Below are 15859 nucleotides of genomic sequence, written 5' to 3' on the forward strand. Positions count from 1 at the left end.
AAGTTGCACGCCGAAACACAGTCAAGCTGTTCGTACTCATCCTCGGACAATCCCCCGGCTAGGAACGCCGTGTTGATCGCCACCGCCACTTCGCCAAGGCGGTCAGGCGCGGCTCGCTCAACAGCGGCCGCCATCTCCAAATAGACCATCGGTCACGCACCTTCCTGGGTGCGCGGCAGGGCTCACGCGCCTTGGCGGGCGCGCGGGCATCCAGGCAAAGCGAGACCATGGACAGAGTTGGCGCTCCATCTTGACCCCGGGGGGCCTCCGTGAGACTGTCGGGATGGAAATTTGGTCCCGCCGGTCTTTATTGGATCGGTCCACGACCCTCCTGATTGGCGTCAGGGGGGTCGTTGCTTTTTCAGGTCGCTACCGCGGTGGCTGCATCCTTATCGACTCGCGCCCAGAATCGCGGGCGAACCTCGACCGTACCATTCGATACCGGCCTCGGCCACCTGCACGTTAACCCCGATCGGCCTGACGTAAAAGCCCCTCTAAAATACCACCACGAAAATGGTGAGGCGGCGGTTCTCTGCCGCCGTGTTGCTACTGCTCCCACCCTTTCGCAGCGGGCTTGCCGATCACGTGGTCGATGCCTTCGAGGATTAACGAATGGATCGACCGGCCGCGGTCCTCGGCGATGCGAGCCAGGGCAGCGTGGCGCCGTTCATCCAAGTAGACGGTCTGTCGCGACGCAACCGGGCGGCGCCCTTTGGGGCGCCCCCTCGGCGCGCCCAGTTTGACGGCGGCGACTTGCTCGATTGTAGACTTGAACATGCTCGGCTCGAATGCGGGCACAGCAGGTTCCGGCGAGGCCTGTTCGGCAGCATCCATTTCCGCGGCCTCCTCCTCTTGGTCCTGGGCGGCAACGGCGGCGGCAGCTTTCATTGCGATGGCTTCGGCGGCGGAGGGGCGGCGGGTCATTCGGACACTCCAAGGCGGACGAGAACGGCGTCGGCGAGGGCGGAGAACTCGGCGGCGGATGGGCTATCGGGTGGCACGCCCTCGCCGCTCGCGAGGCTGTCGGCCACGGCCGCGCGGTAGCTAATCGCGGGTGCCACCGGCTCGGTCAGTGCGGCCAGGGTAGCGATGACATCGCGCCCGGCGCCGGTGCGGCGGTCGATGCGGCTCGGCACGATGAGGATGTCAGGTCGGTCGCGTTTCGCTACCTTGCGATGCCGCCGGATTGTGCCGATCGTCTCGGCGGCGCCTCTCACGTCCATCACGGTCGCGCCGCTCGGCACGAGCACGAGATCCGCGATCGCGATGGTGGCCCCAAAGGCGGCACCCATCGCGCCCGGCGCGTCGATCAACACGAAGTCTGCCTCCTGCCCCCTCACCTCGCGGACCCACCCGGCGACCAGCTTGTCGTCGTCGCTCTCGAGCAGGTGAGCAGATACGGGGAAGGCGAGGCGTCCATCTTCGGCGATCGAGGCGGCATGCGCGGCCGGATCCGCATCGAGCATGACTGCGCGCTGCCCCCGCCGCGCCAGCTCCGCGGCGAGGTTCAGGCCGATCGTCGTCTTGCCGACGCCGCCCTTGGTCTGCGCGAGCCCTATGATCTTCGCCACACGAATCATCCTCCATCGCCGTGCTAGCGTGGTGGGACAAAAACGTCACGAGGGTGTTAAGGCGGCGCCGCATTGGCTTGAAGGCATCGCCGGCCGAAATGCGATCGAAACTGTTTCGGTCGCACCGGTGCTCGGCAGCACACGAGGGTTCGAAACTGTTTCGAACCCTCGCCCGAACGCTTCGCCGCCGCGACGGCCGCGGCCTCCGGCAAGGGCGAGCGCGTCGCTTCCGTATCGCTTGATCAGGCGGGCGGGACGACGGCACCAGTATGAAATCGCCAAGGCCCCGTTTTGCAGGCACCGCCCTGACGTGCTCAAAGCACTTTCGTCGCACTACGATAACGCCACTGTCGCGTGGCCTTGGGCTTCACTTGCAGCGAACGGCCTGGGGGCTACGCTCGCCGCGCCGACCGCGCGGTGATACCCCGGGGCAGAGGGCAGCCAGAGCACCGTGGGTTGATGAGCGACGACAAGGACTGCCTCGTCCTGGCCTTGGCGGTAGAGAATGCCGAGCTACGGGCGCAGCTCGCCGAGGCGCAGGACCAATGTATAGAACTGGCGGTAGATGCCGGCGAGTTGCATGCCGAAGTCGAGGCCCTTCGAGATGAGCTAGCCCGCTTACGGACCGAACGAAGTGCTTGGCGCGTTGTAGCTCGGCGGCTTAGCGCAGGAGCGTCGGCGTGAGTGATACTGCGATAATTTCGGCTGTAGCAGCGTTCGTTGCCTTGGTCGCCGCGGGCATAGCTTACGGACAGTGGCAGACGGCGAAATGGAAACTTGCCGCCGATTTATACCCACTTCGGCATGCAGCATACCTAAAGATTATGGAAGCATTCGAATTCTGGTACAGACAAGGCCCAATGACCTCAGAGCGGGTAGAAAAGTTCGAGAATGCCTTCTTGTCGGCTCGATTTTTATTCGGGAGAGACCTCCGAAAAAAATTTGATATGATACGATCGGAGGTTGTTAGGCTTGCCAACACTGAAGCCATGATTGCTCATTGTGACGATGCTTTAGAAAAGCGTCTTGATATTGATGAGTTTACAGAAGAAAAGAACGAATTAAGGTGGAAAGAGGTTCAATTAATAACCACAAAACTATACAATTTCTATATTGATGAAGAAATATTTGTACCGTACTTAGCTCTTGAATATAAAAATCCCTCACGCCGTATCTTTGGCCTGCGGAGGCACCAGCCGAAGATTGCTAGTGAAGATCAAGAGAGGTAAGTTACACCCGATCCGAACCTCGTTGCTTCAGCCGAAGTGCTACGACGAGAGCCGCCGGCCAGAAGGCAACGCTGAGCAGGGCGATGGGTACGACGGCGCGACCCTTCCACCATGCGATCGCTGTAGGTAGGGCTAGCCCTGGGACTGCCACGGCGACGAAGGCCCAGAACACTAGGTCGGACTTGTCCATGCGATCCGTCCTAGCTCCTAAGCCCTACGCTTTCGCCGCGCGCGATGGCATAACGGGGCCACCATGCCGATCCGGCGCGAACACCGCTTCTTTTACCCCATCGACTGGCCGCAACTGTCGGCCGTGATCCGCTTTGGCCGGGCCCGGGGCCGATGCGAGGCGTGCGGGCGCCCGCATGGCCGGTTCGTCTATCACACCGGCGACGGCAGGTGGTGGGACGACGCCGCGGACGTCTGGCGCGCGCCCGACGGCACCGTCACCGTCGTCGACATCTCCGCCGGCTTCGCCCGCGTCCGGCGCACCCGCGTCGTCCTGGCGGCCGCGCACCGTAACCACGACACCGCCGACAACCGGGACGCCAACCTCGCAGCTTGGTGCCAGCGATGTCACCTCGAACACGACCGGCCGGAGCATCGTCGGCGGCGGTGGCGGACCCTGTTTCAGAGGAAGGCGGGAGGGGACCTATTCCAGGGACCCTACGCCTAAGCCTCAACTAGCGTCTGATCGGAAACAGACGAAGTTTTCTATTCGCCGAAATCTTTTCGATGTAATCGATCCTAGATTTCGCTGCATTCGCCAAATCGATCACCATATTCTTAAGTTCTTGCTTTTCTCCCGTAGTAGAGTCAACTTTAAGAACCTTGTCAGCCTTTGCTTTTATCAAATCAAGCTTTTTATGCTCGTTATCGCAAAATGCATCCTGTACACTTTTGTGATATCTTTTAAGGCCTATAAGTGATACCGACATTTCAGATCTTTTTGAGTGAACATCATTAAATATCTTGTAGAATTCGTCAGATTTCGCCCCTGTCACAGCCCAATTCATGCGCCCGAGGGTATGATAAAATGATGCAGCAGCTCCAATAGCTTTATCTGCCGCTTGATTTTTTAGGGTCTTCGACCAATTGTTAGCCACGTATATAGCGGTGCCAACGGAAATAATTGCAATAATTGCAGTAATAGATGGCTAAACCAACGGCAACCACCAAGGTAAGGCTGCTTCCACTACAGGCATCACTTGCGTGGCGGTTGATGGATCGGGCATCAAAGCTTCCATTGTTAAAGGATCGGCGCGGCTAGAAATCTACGAGTAAGCCGGCCGCTGCCGGATGGTATCGGCTCACTCCACCCAAGTCTCAGGGACTAGATACGACGCGCAGAGAGCAAATTACCCTCATTATCCTCTCGCCCGCCCTTTCGGATTTGCTGACTTCTGTCGTGTTGCCGCCGGGTCTGCCGTCTCAATGAGACTGGCAATCCGCGCCGCGATCTCATCCACCACATCAGCCTGCACCATGCCGGCACGGGTCGCGGACTTTGCCTGTAGCCGTGCCATCAGATCAAAGCTTCGGACCTGCGTGCAGATCGCTACGCCGGTCACGCCGTCTGCGACGACCCTCACCGTAACGCCCGCCTCCCTAGCACCTCCAGCGCCAGTCGAGACGACGACGCAGATAGCCATGCCCAGCCGATTCACCGCCTCGGGCGTAAGGACGATCCAGTAATGCCGATCGCGCATCTCGCGGCCGGTAACGGGATTTGTGTCGATCGAGAAAATTTCGCCGCGACGCGGCCCCTGCGGCGGTCGAGGCCCCATCAGCCGATCTCGTTCCCGATCGGCTCACCGTTGAGGGCACCCGCGACGGAGGCGTAAATCTCGGGCAGGTGCTCCGCCCCCTGTAGCAGCTCGGCCAGCGTATAGCGGCGGCGCGGGGCCGACGCGGGCTCAGGCACGACCGGCTCGGCCACGAGCTTGCCACCCTTCACATCGACCGCCAGCTCGGTTCCTTCATCGGCCCCGAGCGAGGCAAGAAGGACGGGCGGTATGGTCATCACCCGGGCACCGCCCTGGCGACGAACCTTCACCACAATGGTTTTGGTCGCCGACTTCAGAGGGCGCTTCTTCTTGAGCGCGATCCTGCCCGTCGCGGCTTCCTGAATGGCCCGGCTGGCGCCCCGGGGCTTCTCGGCCTCGGGCGGAGCGATGACAACGGGGCGGCGCTGGGACGTCCGAGCGGTCGTTGGCATGACAACCTCCTCTAGGTGCATGTGCTACCTATGTAGCACTAACCTCCGTTCTCGACGAGGGGTCCTCTCCGGGCGTCGCGCGTTCGCGCATCCAGCAATTTTCTGGACCCCGCCCCTTACTTTTTTGGTTCCATAACATCCGCAGGGCGACCGGTGTGCTAGCGCAGATGCTGCTTGGCAGCCGTCTCTCTAAATACCCACGCATCCCCAGCTTGCCGGGGCGATCTTCGGCATGCCGAACATCTTCGACCGCCGGCTCACAAGCACGCCGCATTGGCGCGCAATTAATTGCGCAATTCCGACGTGCTTGATTGAGATGCTCCATCAAACTCACGAAGCTCATTTAGCGGCAGGTCCACACCGAGAACGGGCGAGACCGAGATCAAGCCAATCATCGATATGCGAGAGAACTGGCTTTCCCGCTTCGGCGTACGCTCGGCAACTGATATCCCACCGGCTCATTGGCAGAGAGGGCAACTCTAAGATGGCCGACTGTCCGAGCAAGTTTAAAGCATCTCCGCATGCATCATATCGTTTGAACGACGCAAGCCACCGATGCCGATACGTCATCACCATCGGGTACACATCATTGATAGGCTCCCATTTGGCGATGTCACGAACCCGCTCGGCGAAGCGCAGATAAGTCAGGTCCGCTGGGCGCAGCTTTGCATAGCCCGTCCGATGGTCTCGGCGGAATTTGTATTTGAGGAAGTTGAAGCCCGCGCGGGCGTCGACGACCTCGCAGCGTTTTAAACGAAACGGTCCGGCAGGGTGATTGCCGAGACAATCAGACAGGGTCTTCGCAAGCGTTTCGGCCACCTCCTGGGTCACAGCCGGGATCGCGATATCATCCCCGTAGAGGATGACATCACGGCCCGAGGTCATAGACCGCAGCTCAGGTCCGAGAAGCTGACTGATGACGAGATTGGACGAACGTGCACCCTGTGGCAGCCCTTGCCGGACCGCTTCGCTAAACGCTGTATGGCTGGTGTAGGGGTAGAGCTCGGAGGGGGAGGGTAACAGGAGGTCCTCTCCGGGTAGTAGGCAGTGACGGACCACCGCCGGAGGAATGCCGAGACGTCCGGCGATTTCCCCTTGCTTCACGGACCTGAAGCACGCCTTGATGTCGGCCACCACAAAGTGGTTGATGCCATCATCAATGAACTGAGTAATGCGATCTGCGGCGATCTCGACGCCGCGCCCTTTCACCATAAAGTCGATCGGACAGGGACCGAATTTGGCGGACAGAACGAGACAAACGAGCGTTTGTAGCGTTTTCCGACGCGGTCCGAAGACCAGGATAGGACGCCAATCGCCCCGTACGGACTTGATCTTCAGAAAACCAAGCACCGGCTCATCCGGATCGAAAAATGGATCAAGCTCTTCGGCCATCTCATGCAGAGACAAACGGGTCACTTCACCATTGTCATTGTCTGCAGAGAGGATAACGCACGACAGCTTGAGCGAGAAAGACGCGAGCAGGATGCGTTGTGCATCCCTGATCCGTTTGCCCGAGCCGCTCTCGACTGCCCGCCGCAATTTCATGAGTTTGCCTCGAGCGTCGATGGCGACACCCCGCATCTCGTCAGCAAATGCTGCATCCACGAGATAAGCAGCTCTCTGCACCACGGCATCGATCTCGAGCATGACGGCTGCCTAATCTTCGCGCCTAAGAGGCTATTTCAAGCGTGGCTTCTGCTTGAGCAGCGAAGGGCCGTTTATCGACCCAGTCCCAAACGTCTTTGCGCAAATACCGAATGCGCTTTCCGAGTGGAATGCGACGAGGCCCCTGCCCATGCTTATGCCAACGATCCAAAGTCCTCGTCGTGGTGCGCAGCAGGTCGGCAGCTTCCTTCTTCGTCAGAAGGTCTGCAGCTTTGTGTCGGCGGGCAAAATTAAGGGGCATCAGAACCTCCACGACTGTGTCTTAGCAAGACCGTCGAGAGGCCACAGATCGCCACCCGACGGCTTATAGCCATCTTAGGGAGGACGATCCTTGTCCGAGAACGTCGTATAAAACGACGTTAATGACCATGTTCATTGGTCGGCACGTGTCTGTCAAGAGACAATCCGATTTTTTTCGATCCCCGCGTAGTACCTCCTTTGCCAGTTCTTGCGCAATTAATTGCGCGCAGCTGTGTGAGCGAATTTTTGTTGCGAAAGGCGATCGATTGACCCAAGCTACGAGTAACTTCCCGCGCAATTAATTGCGCAATGGCTTACCCCAAACAGTTCCCCGCAGCCGGTCATCGAGAGGTGAGGTTGACCGCACAGGACCACGACGAAACCATCGGCCCCCAAAATTGGGATCAGCTCAAGCCGGTCTACCACGACCCCGAGAAGATAGGTTGTCCCCGCACTACCCTAGCCGCCCTCGCCAAGCATCTACCCGTCTTCCGCAGGCCCGACTTCATCATCGGAACGGCAACGCCAGCCGAGCGGACCGCAACCGGTGTCATCCAGATCGGCTACTTCTCCCTTTTCCGGGAGGCAGAAGCGTTGATGCGAGACGCCTATGCCTACGGGTGGGTTCGCGACTTCGACTGGTTGACTTGGTCGGAAACGCCCGAGGGAGCGTACCTCCTCGAAGATCCCTGTGCCTTGATAGAGGCCGAACGGGATGATCTCGCCCGTGTCGTCACAGTCTGTATGAGATCGGCACACTGGGGATCCGAAGCTCTCGAAGGCTATCACCAGAGCGGGCTGCTCGTACGGATCCTCGAGCGGGCCGCGGTGCTACATGCCAACCGAGTAGGTCGAACGTTGTTGATCCGAGATTTCCAAGTCGGTGTCAGGTGCAGTCCACCACTGGATATGGAGCTTGTCCGGTCCCTCATATCCCCGTGGCAGGCAGCCATCGATACGATGTGTGATTCCTACCTGAAGGCAAGCGCACAGAAGGCCCTCTACGAGCGGTACGACGGCTACGAGGGTATTCTGACATCTCTTCTGGAACGGGACATCGCGCAGCAGGCAGCTTTCGACCAGCGCAACATTTGAGACTTGAGCTTACACTTAAAGGTGCTCGGCTAGATCCACTCCCGTGAAGGCCAATGTCCTCAACTTGCGGTTCTCATATGACGGATCCGAGGGTAGCTTTCTACGGTCCCGCAGCGGTCCCTGGCACGGTCTCCGAGGCGTCTACGAAGGGTCTACGACATCCACCCGGGACCCCTACCTATGCTCTGAGCCAACGGTCCCCAGGGAACGTCGTACCCCGATCCGCCCCATGAGAGCCCGTCCTCACCGGCCTTTATCATGAAAATTGGGATGTGTGCGTTCACAGCCGTTCTATAATCGATCAGAGATCGCGCAATCCGAGAGGCATTCATCGGAGCATGTAGCGTAAGTGCATCGAACGCTAGGACCCACTCACGCGCAATTAATTGCGGGAGGAGCATGTCCGCGATGGGTGGATTTCTGCCAATCCGCTGCCGGTCGAAAACCGCGGGTATCAGACATTGCCGTCGCACCCGCGCGCGTGCCCTATGCGAACCCACAGACTGGCTCCGAAGCCGTTCAAGAGACCGACAGCATGTCGGGCAAGCCGGTGAGGTCATCCAGCTTGGCGTGCGGCGGCCAGTCCGGGTTCAGCGGTTCGCCAACCCGGTCGATCCATACAGACCGAATGCCGAGTTCGTGGCAGACCTTGAGGTCGGTGAACTGCCCCATGCCGACGTGCACGGTCTCCTCCTTCGTCACTCCCAGGGTAGCGTAGGCGTGTAGGAAGAGGCGGTGGTCTGGCTTGTAGGCTTGGGCCTGCTCGGCGGTGACGACGAAGTCGATTGGCACTCCGATCGCTGCGATTGAGCCAGCAATCAGGTCGTCGTCCGTATTGCTGATGACCGCGAGCCGGTAGCGCGCGCGCAAGCGATGAAGCGCGGCGGGAACGTCAGGGTGCGGCTCGATCCGGCGAAGGGTCGATAGCAGCATCTCCTCGTCGTCGGGCTCCGCTGCATGACCGGCCTCGGCGAGGGCTACAGCGAGGGCAGACCGCAGAACGGACTTGTAGTCGCAGTAGGGCGGGCGCTGCTGCCGCTCTACGGCAGCGCTGCGCAGCCGATCAGCCAGAGCGACCGATTGCTTTTGCGCCTCAGGCTCCGTGAGGCGTCCGGCCAGGATCGCGCGGGCCGCAGACCGGACAGCGTCATGCCACCGGACCAGGGTGCCGTAGCAGTCGAAGGTGATCACCTTCGGAACAGGTTGCAGTTGCAGCATTATCGGTCCCAACGGACGGTCCACGCGAACTATCCCTGCCCACAACGTCCACTGTCCACCCCTGGGTCAAAGTTGTCGGACGGCCAATGAATGGCTGCTTATGGGAAGCGCCCATGGAGCCCCGAGCGGCCAGGTTGGGTCGGAAATTGCCGTAGATGCGACTACCCACTCGTACGGCGTACGGGGCAGCCTTCCGCAATTAATTGCGGAAGGCTCGGCTTTTGGAGCTTTCGAACTGAACCATGCTTGGCCGACGGCGCAAGTCGTAGCTCCAGCACGGGGATGTCTGACCGAAGTGGATGCCATATAGCTTCGCTTTATATGGACCACACACGTGACCAGCTATGCCGATCCGGCGCGAGCACCGCTTCTTCTACCCCATCGACTGGCCGCAACTCTCAGCGGTGATCCGCTTCCGGCGCGCCAAGGGCCGCTGCGAGGCGTGCGGACGCCCGCACGGGGAAACCGTCTGGCATCTCGGAGATGGGCGCTGGTGGGACGTGCAAGCCGGTTCCTGGCGCGATGGAGCGGGCCAGCTCGTCTGCCTCGTGGTCGGGGAGGACGACGTGCTTGGGTCCGTCCGGACAACACGGGTGGTCCTAGCTGCGGCTCACCGCAACCACGATACTTCCGACAACCGGGGCGTGAACCTCATCGCGGTCTGCCAGCGGTGCCACATGAACCACGACCGGCCGGAGCATAAGCGCCGGCGGTGGCGGACGCTGTTCCGGCGGAAGGCGGCAGGGGATTTGTTCGGCGGTCCCTACACTTAAGCCATCGTTCGTCAATTTCGATCCGCACCGGCTCCAGACGAATGATCGGGATATGTCATGCTTAAGCACGCTAACCAAAATCAAGCCATCTCAGATTTTGTCTCTGCTTGATCACAGTGTGTTACGTCAGTCTGAATATGTTATTGTAGATGAAGCCGATCAAAATGATTGGATATCGACTATGTTCGGATATCTGCGACGCTTGTTGACTGACCCTGATGCCCTTCAGCGTCAGATCAAGGGCAACTTGCAAGAGATCGAGGAACGCTTGTCACAACGCATGCTCGCGATAGAGCAACGACTGGATGAGAACGAGCAAGTGCTTCGCCGCCTTGGGCACCAAGTCGCGCGGATCGAGGGGCGCACCTCTTTTCCGAACCCTGCCGATCTCCCTCCCGGAAGCAAGGTTGGACGCCCCTGGGGAGCTGTTGGCACAGTCGAAACCGAACCAGCGCTCGGGCCGAGGTTTGAAGTGATTTCCGGTACCCCCACTCCTCTGCAGCAAACCAAACCGCTCTGATGCTGCTAATCGCAGCAATTGGCCGGGTCAGAACGGTGATTGGCATTGCCTCAAGGCGGCGAGCAAGATGGAGGTGTTGGGTCGGACCTTGCGTATGATCGACGCGTTGACAGAGATGAACGCTCAACTCTCACCCACGCTCGATCCTGCCCGTTTGGCCATCACGGAGTCGGCCCTCGCGGTAGCCGACGGCCTTTGGCGGGCTGAGATGCGCCGAAACTACGGGCCAGACGGAGTTCTAACCTATGCCTTCTCGCCAGAAGGCCAGGGCGACCTCGGAACACCGCTCCGACGGACTTATGAGGCTCGGCGTATCGCAGTCGCGCTATGGCGCCACGAGCGGCAACGGGCGCCGCTGCTGGCTTGAGCCATAGCGGAAAGTGGAAGTGCGTCCTGATCGCTCAGTGAACGTCCCTTCTCCATGATCGGCCCAAGCAATCGTCACGGTGCCATGTAGAATGCCGTCGCCGGTACAATCGACGCCGATCGGAACGGAAGAGTGCTCCTGATCGAGAGTGAAGCCGCCGCTGCAGACTGAGAGGCCCCTCGCATCCCGACTGGAGAAATCAACACGCAGGATGCGAACAGCGGCGTGTCCCGTCAGGATCGTGCCGTCGGCCCGTTGGATTTCGAACGGGAGTGTGTCGAGGCCGTAGGTGCTGCCGCCCTTGTCATCGCCAATCTGTATGCTCGGCGCGATTTCACCCCCGCAAGCGGATATCAGGGTCAGCACAGTGCCCGCGCAGACGCAGCAGGCGCGGTGTCTGATCTTTCCCCCATCCATCACGCCGTCGGCCCCTGACCCGTCAGTCGCTAGCTCAAGCAGCTCTACCTTCAGCAGGAATTCGCTAGTGTGTCTGGCGGCCAAGGTCACCCGCTGCCCCTCGGCAGCATTTCCCTTCCGAGCGTGAGGCCGGCGCGTGGCCTTCCACAGCACTGATGATCGGCGCGGAGCCGGCGCGCGACGTCGAGGCCAACCGGATCCTATTCGAGCGGACATCCGGCTATCGGAACGGGCCAGGGCAGGCTTGGGGCGTGCCGGTGTGGGAGTACGCGCGAGCCCGAGCCGTGCGGCCCTAACCGCAGCAGCCATCACCTTCACTGCAGTTAGAAAGCGGCATAGCTTATGACTGGTCCCTTGCGTGGGACCCGCCGGCCCGATCTTGGAGGCCCCTCAACCGAATGGGTCGGGTCGGCAGCTCATTTTCGCTTGGCTACGTTGTGGCGATCAGCACACGCTTACGCGCTTCCGTCGCGCGGACCTTGCCAGCGGAACAGGGCATATTTTCCAAAATCTGCTCGGCGATCTGCCGCGCGGCTGCGTCGCCTGAGTGTACATCGGCGTCGAACCATGACCCCGGCAAAATTCTCGCTAACAAGCTGTTAGAACATGAAAATACGCAATTTGGGTGGGGTCACGATCGGCGCCGATCGTGACCCCACCTATCAGCGCGTTTCAGATGATCCTGCAATGAGTTAAGTGGGCTTGTGGGAGGGGGCATCATTCGACGCCGATCGACAGCTTGACCCCGCGCAGGCCGCGGCGCGCCAGCTTGCGGAGAAAGTCCGTCCAGAACGTCTCGGCCTCGGAGGGGCCGACATCCATGCCAAGCACCTCGCGACGGCCGTCAGTGTTCACGCCCACCGCCACGATCACGGCGACCGAGACGATGCGGCCGTCCTGGCGCACCTTCACGTAAGTCGCATCAATCCAGAGGTAGGGCCACTCGCCCTCGATGGGCCGATCGAGGAATGCGCCGACCCGCTCGTCGATCTCCTGGCAGAGCCGGCTGACTTGGCTCTTCGACACGCCTGTGCCGCCCATCGCTTGGACGAGGTCATTAACCGAGCGGGTCGAGATGCCCTGGATGTAGGCCTCCTGGATCACAGCCGTGAGCGCCTTTTCAGCCATCCGGCGCGGTTCCAAGAAAGCCAGGAAGTACGAGCCCTTACGCAGCTTGGGGATGCGCAACTCCACCGTGCCAGCGCGCGTCTGCCAGTCCCGGTCACGATAGCCGTTGCGCTGGACCAGCCGCTCTGCGCTCTTCTCGCCATGGGCCGCGCCGGTCAGGCCACCGACCTCCAGCTCCATCAGGCGTTCGGCCGCAAAGCCGATCATCTCGCGCAGGAGATCTGTGTCGGCGCTCTTCTCTATCAGCCCGCGCAGGGCCATCATCTCGTCGGTCATCGGGGGTCTCTCGGTTTCGAGGTTGGTGCTCGCAACCCGACCCTACCCGGCAACCCCCGATGACCACCCCGCGAGAGATCCCGCCTGCTACAGCCCTGTGAAGGGCGCGCAGGCGGGCTCTCCCGCTACCGGCGAGCTACACCACCATCAGGGACACGACCCAGGCGTCTCCGCCTGGGAACGCCTCGCCCAACCCGGTTCGGACGAGAGGACGGCCTTGTCGCATCCCCGAGGACTCCGGTCGAAGCGACTGCCCCGGACGGCAGACCGGCGGCCCGCACGCAAGCGATGGACTATGTGGTGCTCGGATACCTAAAAACGCGACATTCCGTGCGGAGGGGTTTGCGGGGAGGTATTCCGGGACGAGATGGATTTGGGACGCACCGGAAGGAATGAAACGGCATTCGATGCCTTCGCGGCGACTGATTTGCTCCTTCGCGGCCCGTTGAATAGTCCTGGACAAACTATTCGGTTTAATTCTATTCGCAGGGCTAATCTCGCTTATCAACTCGTCTTGTTGCGGAGGGGTTTGCGGGGTAGTTTTGGGCGGCGCTGTACACTTCGCGCGGGCGCGAGTTCGATTTCTGCAGGGGCCTTGTTAGAATCTGGACTCGGAGCACCGGAACGCGATGGCGGTGGTTAGAGCGAGGGCAGAGGCGTAGTTCCGGGCGAGCTTGTCGTATCGTGTGGCGATGCGAGAAAGTCTTTGAGGCTGTAGAACATTGCCTCGATGCGCCAGCGTTCCCGATAGCTGGACCTGTCATGGGGGACCCGGCGCTTGCGACCGCTGTTGCCCGGCATGACTGGCGTGACCCCACTTTGCGAAGGTCGGTGCGCTGCCAATCGGCATCATAAACCTTGTCAGCGTTAAGCGGCTGATCCGGCTCGGCGCCTCGGCCAGCCCTGCTGGGGCATTCGGCACGTCGCTGGCGTTGCCCGGTGTCAGCAGAAGGATGCCGGGCCGGCCGAGAACATCGGTGACGGCGTGGATCTTGGTCGGTTGCCCCCGCGCGACGGACCGATGGCCTGCGCCCTCGCCCCCTTGGAGGCGAGGAGACATCACGATCCGAGTTCATCGCCAGACGGTAATAACGAGCGCGTCAATCCTGCCAATCGCCGATATCGTCCTCGTCCTCCTGGTCGAATGAACCGCGGCTGCCGAAGCCGGTCAGGCGGTCCTTCAGCAACCCCTTCTCGCGATACCGATTTCTTCGAATCCGCTCTGCGAGCCCTTCTCTATTCTCCTTACGGAGCATCGGATCGGAAGCCGCGGCTGCGTCGCGAAGTCCGTCTAGCCATTTTCCCCACTTCGCGAGCATAGCCAGCTTGCGATTCATCTCCTCGTCCCAATCGTAGGCATCCGTGGCATCGGACGGGCGACCCTCGTTGTGATCGAGGACAAGCTTAGCGTCGTCTCGCGTGAAACCGAGGTGCTTCTTGCCATAGGTCAGAAAGGCACGCCGGATCCCGTGCGGGCTGATGTCGACCTCGGGGAAGGCGAGGAGGTTGTGGTTCAGCACGCCAGGGTCGAGCGTGGGCGACTTGCGCTTCGCCGATTTGGATTTCGGGTGTCGGGCGGGGAACAGCCAATATCCATTCTCCGAATGCGGCCTACCGAGATCTTCCTCCTGCTGGATGAGATTTACGAGCTCGGCAGCCGACCCGGTCAGGGGGAGTCGATGCGAAACCGTCGCTCGCCGAGTGCGGCCGGTTTTGCGGTAGAAGGGAGGCAAGTTCCAAACGACGGTTCCAGTCGGTGTCTCTGGATCGGACCAGCTGAAATCCGTTGTGTAGGCGCCCATGATCGCCCGCCGGCGTTGCGCAGTGTAGAGGAGCAACCCGATCGCCCACGACACGTGCGGGTCGACTGCGCCGGACTCGGCGATGGCCAGAGTTCGACCGAGACTTTTTTCGGTTGGTAGCTTTGGCTTGGCGGACTTTCGTCCCGGCGATCCAGTGGCAGCCTGCGAGATTAAGCGGTCGCCTACTTCACGACGAGTCCTCTCGGGCGGTCGAAGGCGATAGAGCAGATTGGGCTCGACGAGGGAACGCTGGCGCTGGCCGTCGTCGGACAGCCACGTCCAGAAGGAACGGACGACCCGCAGAACGTGCGCTGCGTGCGACTCGACGCCTCTCTCGTGAATGATCCGGATCGCCCCGGCAATCTCTTCGCGCTTGATATCTGCGAGGCGCCTCCCGTGAAAGACATTCAATTCCTCCGTGTTTCGGAGGATGCGTCGATAGTCGGTGTGGGTGTCGGGCCGCCGTGTTCGTTGAATCTGGGCGAGAAAGGCTTCTACGCCAGCTTCCCAGTCCCAGGAGGCGGGAGGCGTCACGATCGCAGGCGCTTTAATGGTTTTTGCGGTGGGATCGATGTTCCTGCGGAGCGCCTCCCGAATGCGAGCGGCTTGATCGCGGACGTCAGCCAAGCTGTTACGTGTGGCGATCACCGGTCCGAGATCCCAGCGTTTCTCACGTCCATGGAGGCGTCCCTTGTAGGACCAACGTGCGCCTGAGCGCGGCCGGACCCGTAGAATCAGTCCGGGGCATTCGGGGTCGCGTCGCTCAACTTCCGGGCCGCCGACGTCTCGGAGGACGGTCTTAAGCATGTCTACGGTGATCTTGGCTGGCTTGCGAACCGCAACAATCTCAGTCATCGTCTGGGTCGCATCTGGGTCGCGCGCCCCAAACAGTGTCGCCCGGGGTGGCCACGAGGGGATCGGAGCAATGGACTGATAAATATACAGACTTTGTTAATGCCTCGTTCCTTCATGGATGTAAAAATTACACGGCAGAAGGAATCATAATCCTTGTGTCGGGGGTTCAAATCCCTCCCTCGCTACCATCTCCATAGCCCGCCCGGTCGATGACCCGGCGGGTTTTTCATTGCGGCCCTTGCGGGCGTTCTGTTCCGCCGTTGGGTCTTTCGGCCACGGGTGCTGCCGATCTGCCAAATTCCACGATGCTGCCAGGGGTTGTCGTGAGATGACAAGTCTTTGGGCCTTGGCGTCAAGCAGCGGCATAGGGCCTGTCTATCTTACGGATTGGTCGATCGACGACAAAATCTTTCGTCAGTCGAGACCCGTTTGGATCGTCGGACTCGATCGCTGCTAAAGACGAGGCGTAATGAAATAGGATGGAT

Annotated in this window: 15 protein-coding genes and 2 pseudogenes; 5 read left to right on the forward strand and 12 right to left on the reverse strand. The window is 60.6% G+C overall.

The genetic code is table 11. The annotated features are described in order from the left end of the window. Positions 1–546 precede the first annotated feature (546 nt). A complete protein-coding gene (locus MFF22_RS15615; protein WP_238249904.1) occupies positions 547–924 on the reverse strand; it encodes a hypothetical protein in 378 nt (125 codons plus the stop codon). Continuing rightward, positions 921–1571, reverse strand: a complete 651-nt coding sequence (locus MFF22_RS15620; protein ID WP_238249905.1) for an AAA family ATPase — start codon at positions 1569–1571, stop codon at positions 921–923. Before MFF22_RS15620 ends, MFF22_RS15615 begins: the two co-directional genes overlap by 4 nt. Before the next feature lie 680 nt (positions 1572–2251). Between MFF22_RS15620 and MFF22_RS15630 the strand changes: the two genes are divergently transcribed. Further along, positions 2252–2800, forward strand: coding sequence for a hypothetical protein (locus MFF22_RS15630; protein ID WP_238249907.1), 549 nt, complete (start codon positions 2252–2254; stop codon positions 2798–2800). Between the two features lie 253 nt (positions 2801–3053). After that, positions 3054–3476: a hypothetical protein gene (locus tag MFF22_RS15635; RefSeq protein ID WP_238249908.1), complete on the forward strand. Its 423-nt coding sequence runs from the start codon at positions 3054–3056 to the stop codon at positions 3474–3476. A gap of 7 nt (positions 3477–3483) precedes the next feature. Here MFF22_RS15635 and MFF22_RS15640 read toward each other — a convergent pair whose 3' ends face one another. The 5 genes from MFF22_RS15640 to MFF22_RS24850 all read right to left on the reverse strand — a co-directional run bounded on the left by MFF22_RS15640 (position 3484) and on the right by MFF22_RS24850 (position 6924). Beyond that, entirely contained in the window at positions 3484–3906 is a 423-nt protein-coding gene (locus MFF22_RS15640; protein ID WP_238249909.1) for a hypothetical protein, read from the reverse strand. 261 nt (positions 3907–4167) lie between these two features. After that, the gene (locus tag MFF22_RS15645) at positions 4168–4587 is read right to left on the reverse strand and encodes a type II toxin-antitoxin system PemK/MazF family toxin (protein ID WP_238249910.1); all 420 of its coding nucleotides are present in this window, start codon (positions 4585–4587) and stop codon (positions 4168–4170) included. After that, positions 4587–5018 (reverse strand): AbrB/MazE/SpoVT family DNA-binding domain-containing protein, encoded by a 432-nt coding sequence (locus MFF22_RS15650; RefSeq protein ID WP_238249911.1) that lies wholly within the window; start codon positions 5016–5018, stop codon positions 4587–4589. The genes MFF22_RS15645 and MFF22_RS15650 overlap by 1 nt, the downstream gene beginning before the upstream one ends. Before the next feature lie 339 nt (positions 5019–5357). Continuing rightward, on the reverse strand, positions 5358–6665 hold the full coding sequence (locus MFF22_RS15655; protein ID WP_238249912.1) for a reverse transcriptase domain-containing protein: 1308 nt from the start codon (positions 6663–6665) through the stop codon (positions 5358–5360). A 22-nt stretch (positions 6666–6687) separates the two neighbouring features. Next, positions 6688–6924, reverse strand: a complete 237-nt coding sequence (locus tag MFF22_RS24850) for a helix-turn-helix transcriptional regulator (protein WP_370877624.1) — start codon at positions 6922–6924, stop codon at positions 6688–6690. Between the two features lie 356 nt (positions 6925–7280). Here MFF22_RS24850 and MFF22_RS15660 point away from each other — a divergent pair, with 356 nt between their 5' ends. Beyond that, positions 7281–8018 (forward strand): DUF6508 domain-containing protein, encoded by a 738-nt coding sequence (locus MFF22_RS15660; RefSeq protein WP_238249913.1) that lies wholly within the window; start codon positions 7281–7283, stop codon positions 8016–8018. Between the two features lie 519 nt (positions 8019–8537). Here MFF22_RS15660 and MFF22_RS15665 read toward each other — a convergent pair. Continuing rightward, entirely contained in the window at positions 8538–9236 is a 699-nt protein-coding gene (locus MFF22_RS15665) for a haloacid dehalogenase type II (RefSeq protein WP_238249914.1), read from the reverse strand. Between the two features lie 344 nt (positions 9237–9580). Between MFF22_RS15665 and MFF22_RS15670 the strand changes: the two genes are divergently transcribed. Both MFF22_RS15670 and MFF22_RS15675 read left to right on the forward strand, forming a co-directional pair. Beyond that, a complete protein-coding gene (locus tag MFF22_RS15670; protein ID WP_238249915.1) occupies positions 9581–10009 on the forward strand; it encodes a hypothetical protein in 429 nt (142 codons plus the stop codon). A gap of 118 nt (positions 10010–10127) precedes the next feature. Continuing rightward, positions 10128–10529 (forward strand): hypothetical protein, encoded by a 402-nt coding sequence (locus MFF22_RS15675; protein WP_238249916.1) that lies wholly within the window; start codon positions 10128–10130, stop codon positions 10527–10529. Between the two features lie 325 nt (positions 10530–10854). Here the strand turns inward: MFF22_RS15675 and MFF22_RS15680 are convergent, their stop codons facing one another. The 4 genes and pseudogenes from MFF22_RS15680 to MFF22_RS15695 all read right to left on the reverse strand — a co-directional run bounded on the left by MFF22_RS15680 (position 10855) and on the right by MFF22_RS15695 (position 15374). Beyond that, entirely contained in the window at positions 10855–11403 is a 549-nt protein-coding gene (locus MFF22_RS15680) for a hypothetical protein (RefSeq protein ID WP_238249917.1), read from the reverse strand. 639 nt (positions 11404–12042) lie between these two features. Further along, a pseudogene (locus MFF22_RS15685) lies at positions 12043–12717 on the reverse strand (IS256 family transposase); the annotation flags it as partial. Positions 12718–13315: 598 nt separating this feature from the next. After that, positions 13316–13758: pseudogene (locus MFF22_RS15690) on the reverse strand (IS5 family transposase); the annotation flags it as partial. A gap of 59 nt (positions 13759–13817) precedes the next feature. Further along, positions 13818–15374 (reverse strand): tyrosine-type recombinase/integrase, encoded by a 1557-nt coding sequence (locus tag MFF22_RS15695; RefSeq protein ID WP_306424681.1) that lies wholly within the window; start codon positions 15372–15374, stop codon positions 13818–13820. Between the last annotated feature and the right edge of the window lie 485 nt (positions 15375–15859).

Source organism: Methylobacterium persicinum (assembly GCF_022179525.1).
Taxonomy (GTDB): domain Bacteria; phylum Pseudomonadota; class Alphaproteobacteria; order Rhizobiales; family Beijerinckiaceae; genus Methylobacterium; species Methylobacterium persicinum.

Coding starts and splice junctions, on each gene's coding strand:
- MFF22_RS15615 (WP_238249904.1), bottom strand. CDS start 924: ATGACCCGCCGCCCCTCCGCCGCCGAAGCCATCGCAATGAAAGCTGCC.
- MFF22_RS15635 (WP_238249908.1), top strand. CDS start 3,054: ATGCCGATCCGGCGCGAACACCGCTTCTTTTACCCCATCGACTGGCCG.
- MFF22_RS15645 (WP_238249910.1), bottom strand. CDS start 4,587: ATGGGGCCTCGACCGCCGCAGGGGCCGCGTCGCGGCGAAATTTTCTCG.
- MFF22_RS15650 (WP_238249911.1), bottom strand. CDS start 5,018: ATGCCAACGACCGCTCGGACGTCCCAGCGCCGCCCCGTTGTCATCGCT.
- MFF22_RS15655 (WP_238249912.1), bottom strand. CDS start 6,665: ATGCTCGAGATCGATGCCGTGGTGCAGAGAGCTGCTTATCTCGTGGAT.
- MFF22_RS24850 (WP_370877624.1), bottom strand. CDS start 6,924: ATGCCCCTTAATTTTGCCCGCCGACACAAAGCTGCAGACCTTCTGACG.
- MFF22_RS15665 (WP_238249914.1), bottom strand. CDS start 9,236: ATGCTGCAACTGCAACCTGTTCCGAAGGTGATCACCTTCGACTGCTAC.
- MFF22_RS15670 (WP_238249915.1), top strand. CDS start 9,581: ATGCCGATCCGGCGCGAGCACCGCTTCTTCTACCCCATCGACTGGCCG.
- MFF22_RS15695 (WP_306424681.1), bottom strand. CDS start 15,374: ATGACTGAGATTGTTGCGGTTCGCAAGCCAGCCAAGATCACCGTAGAC.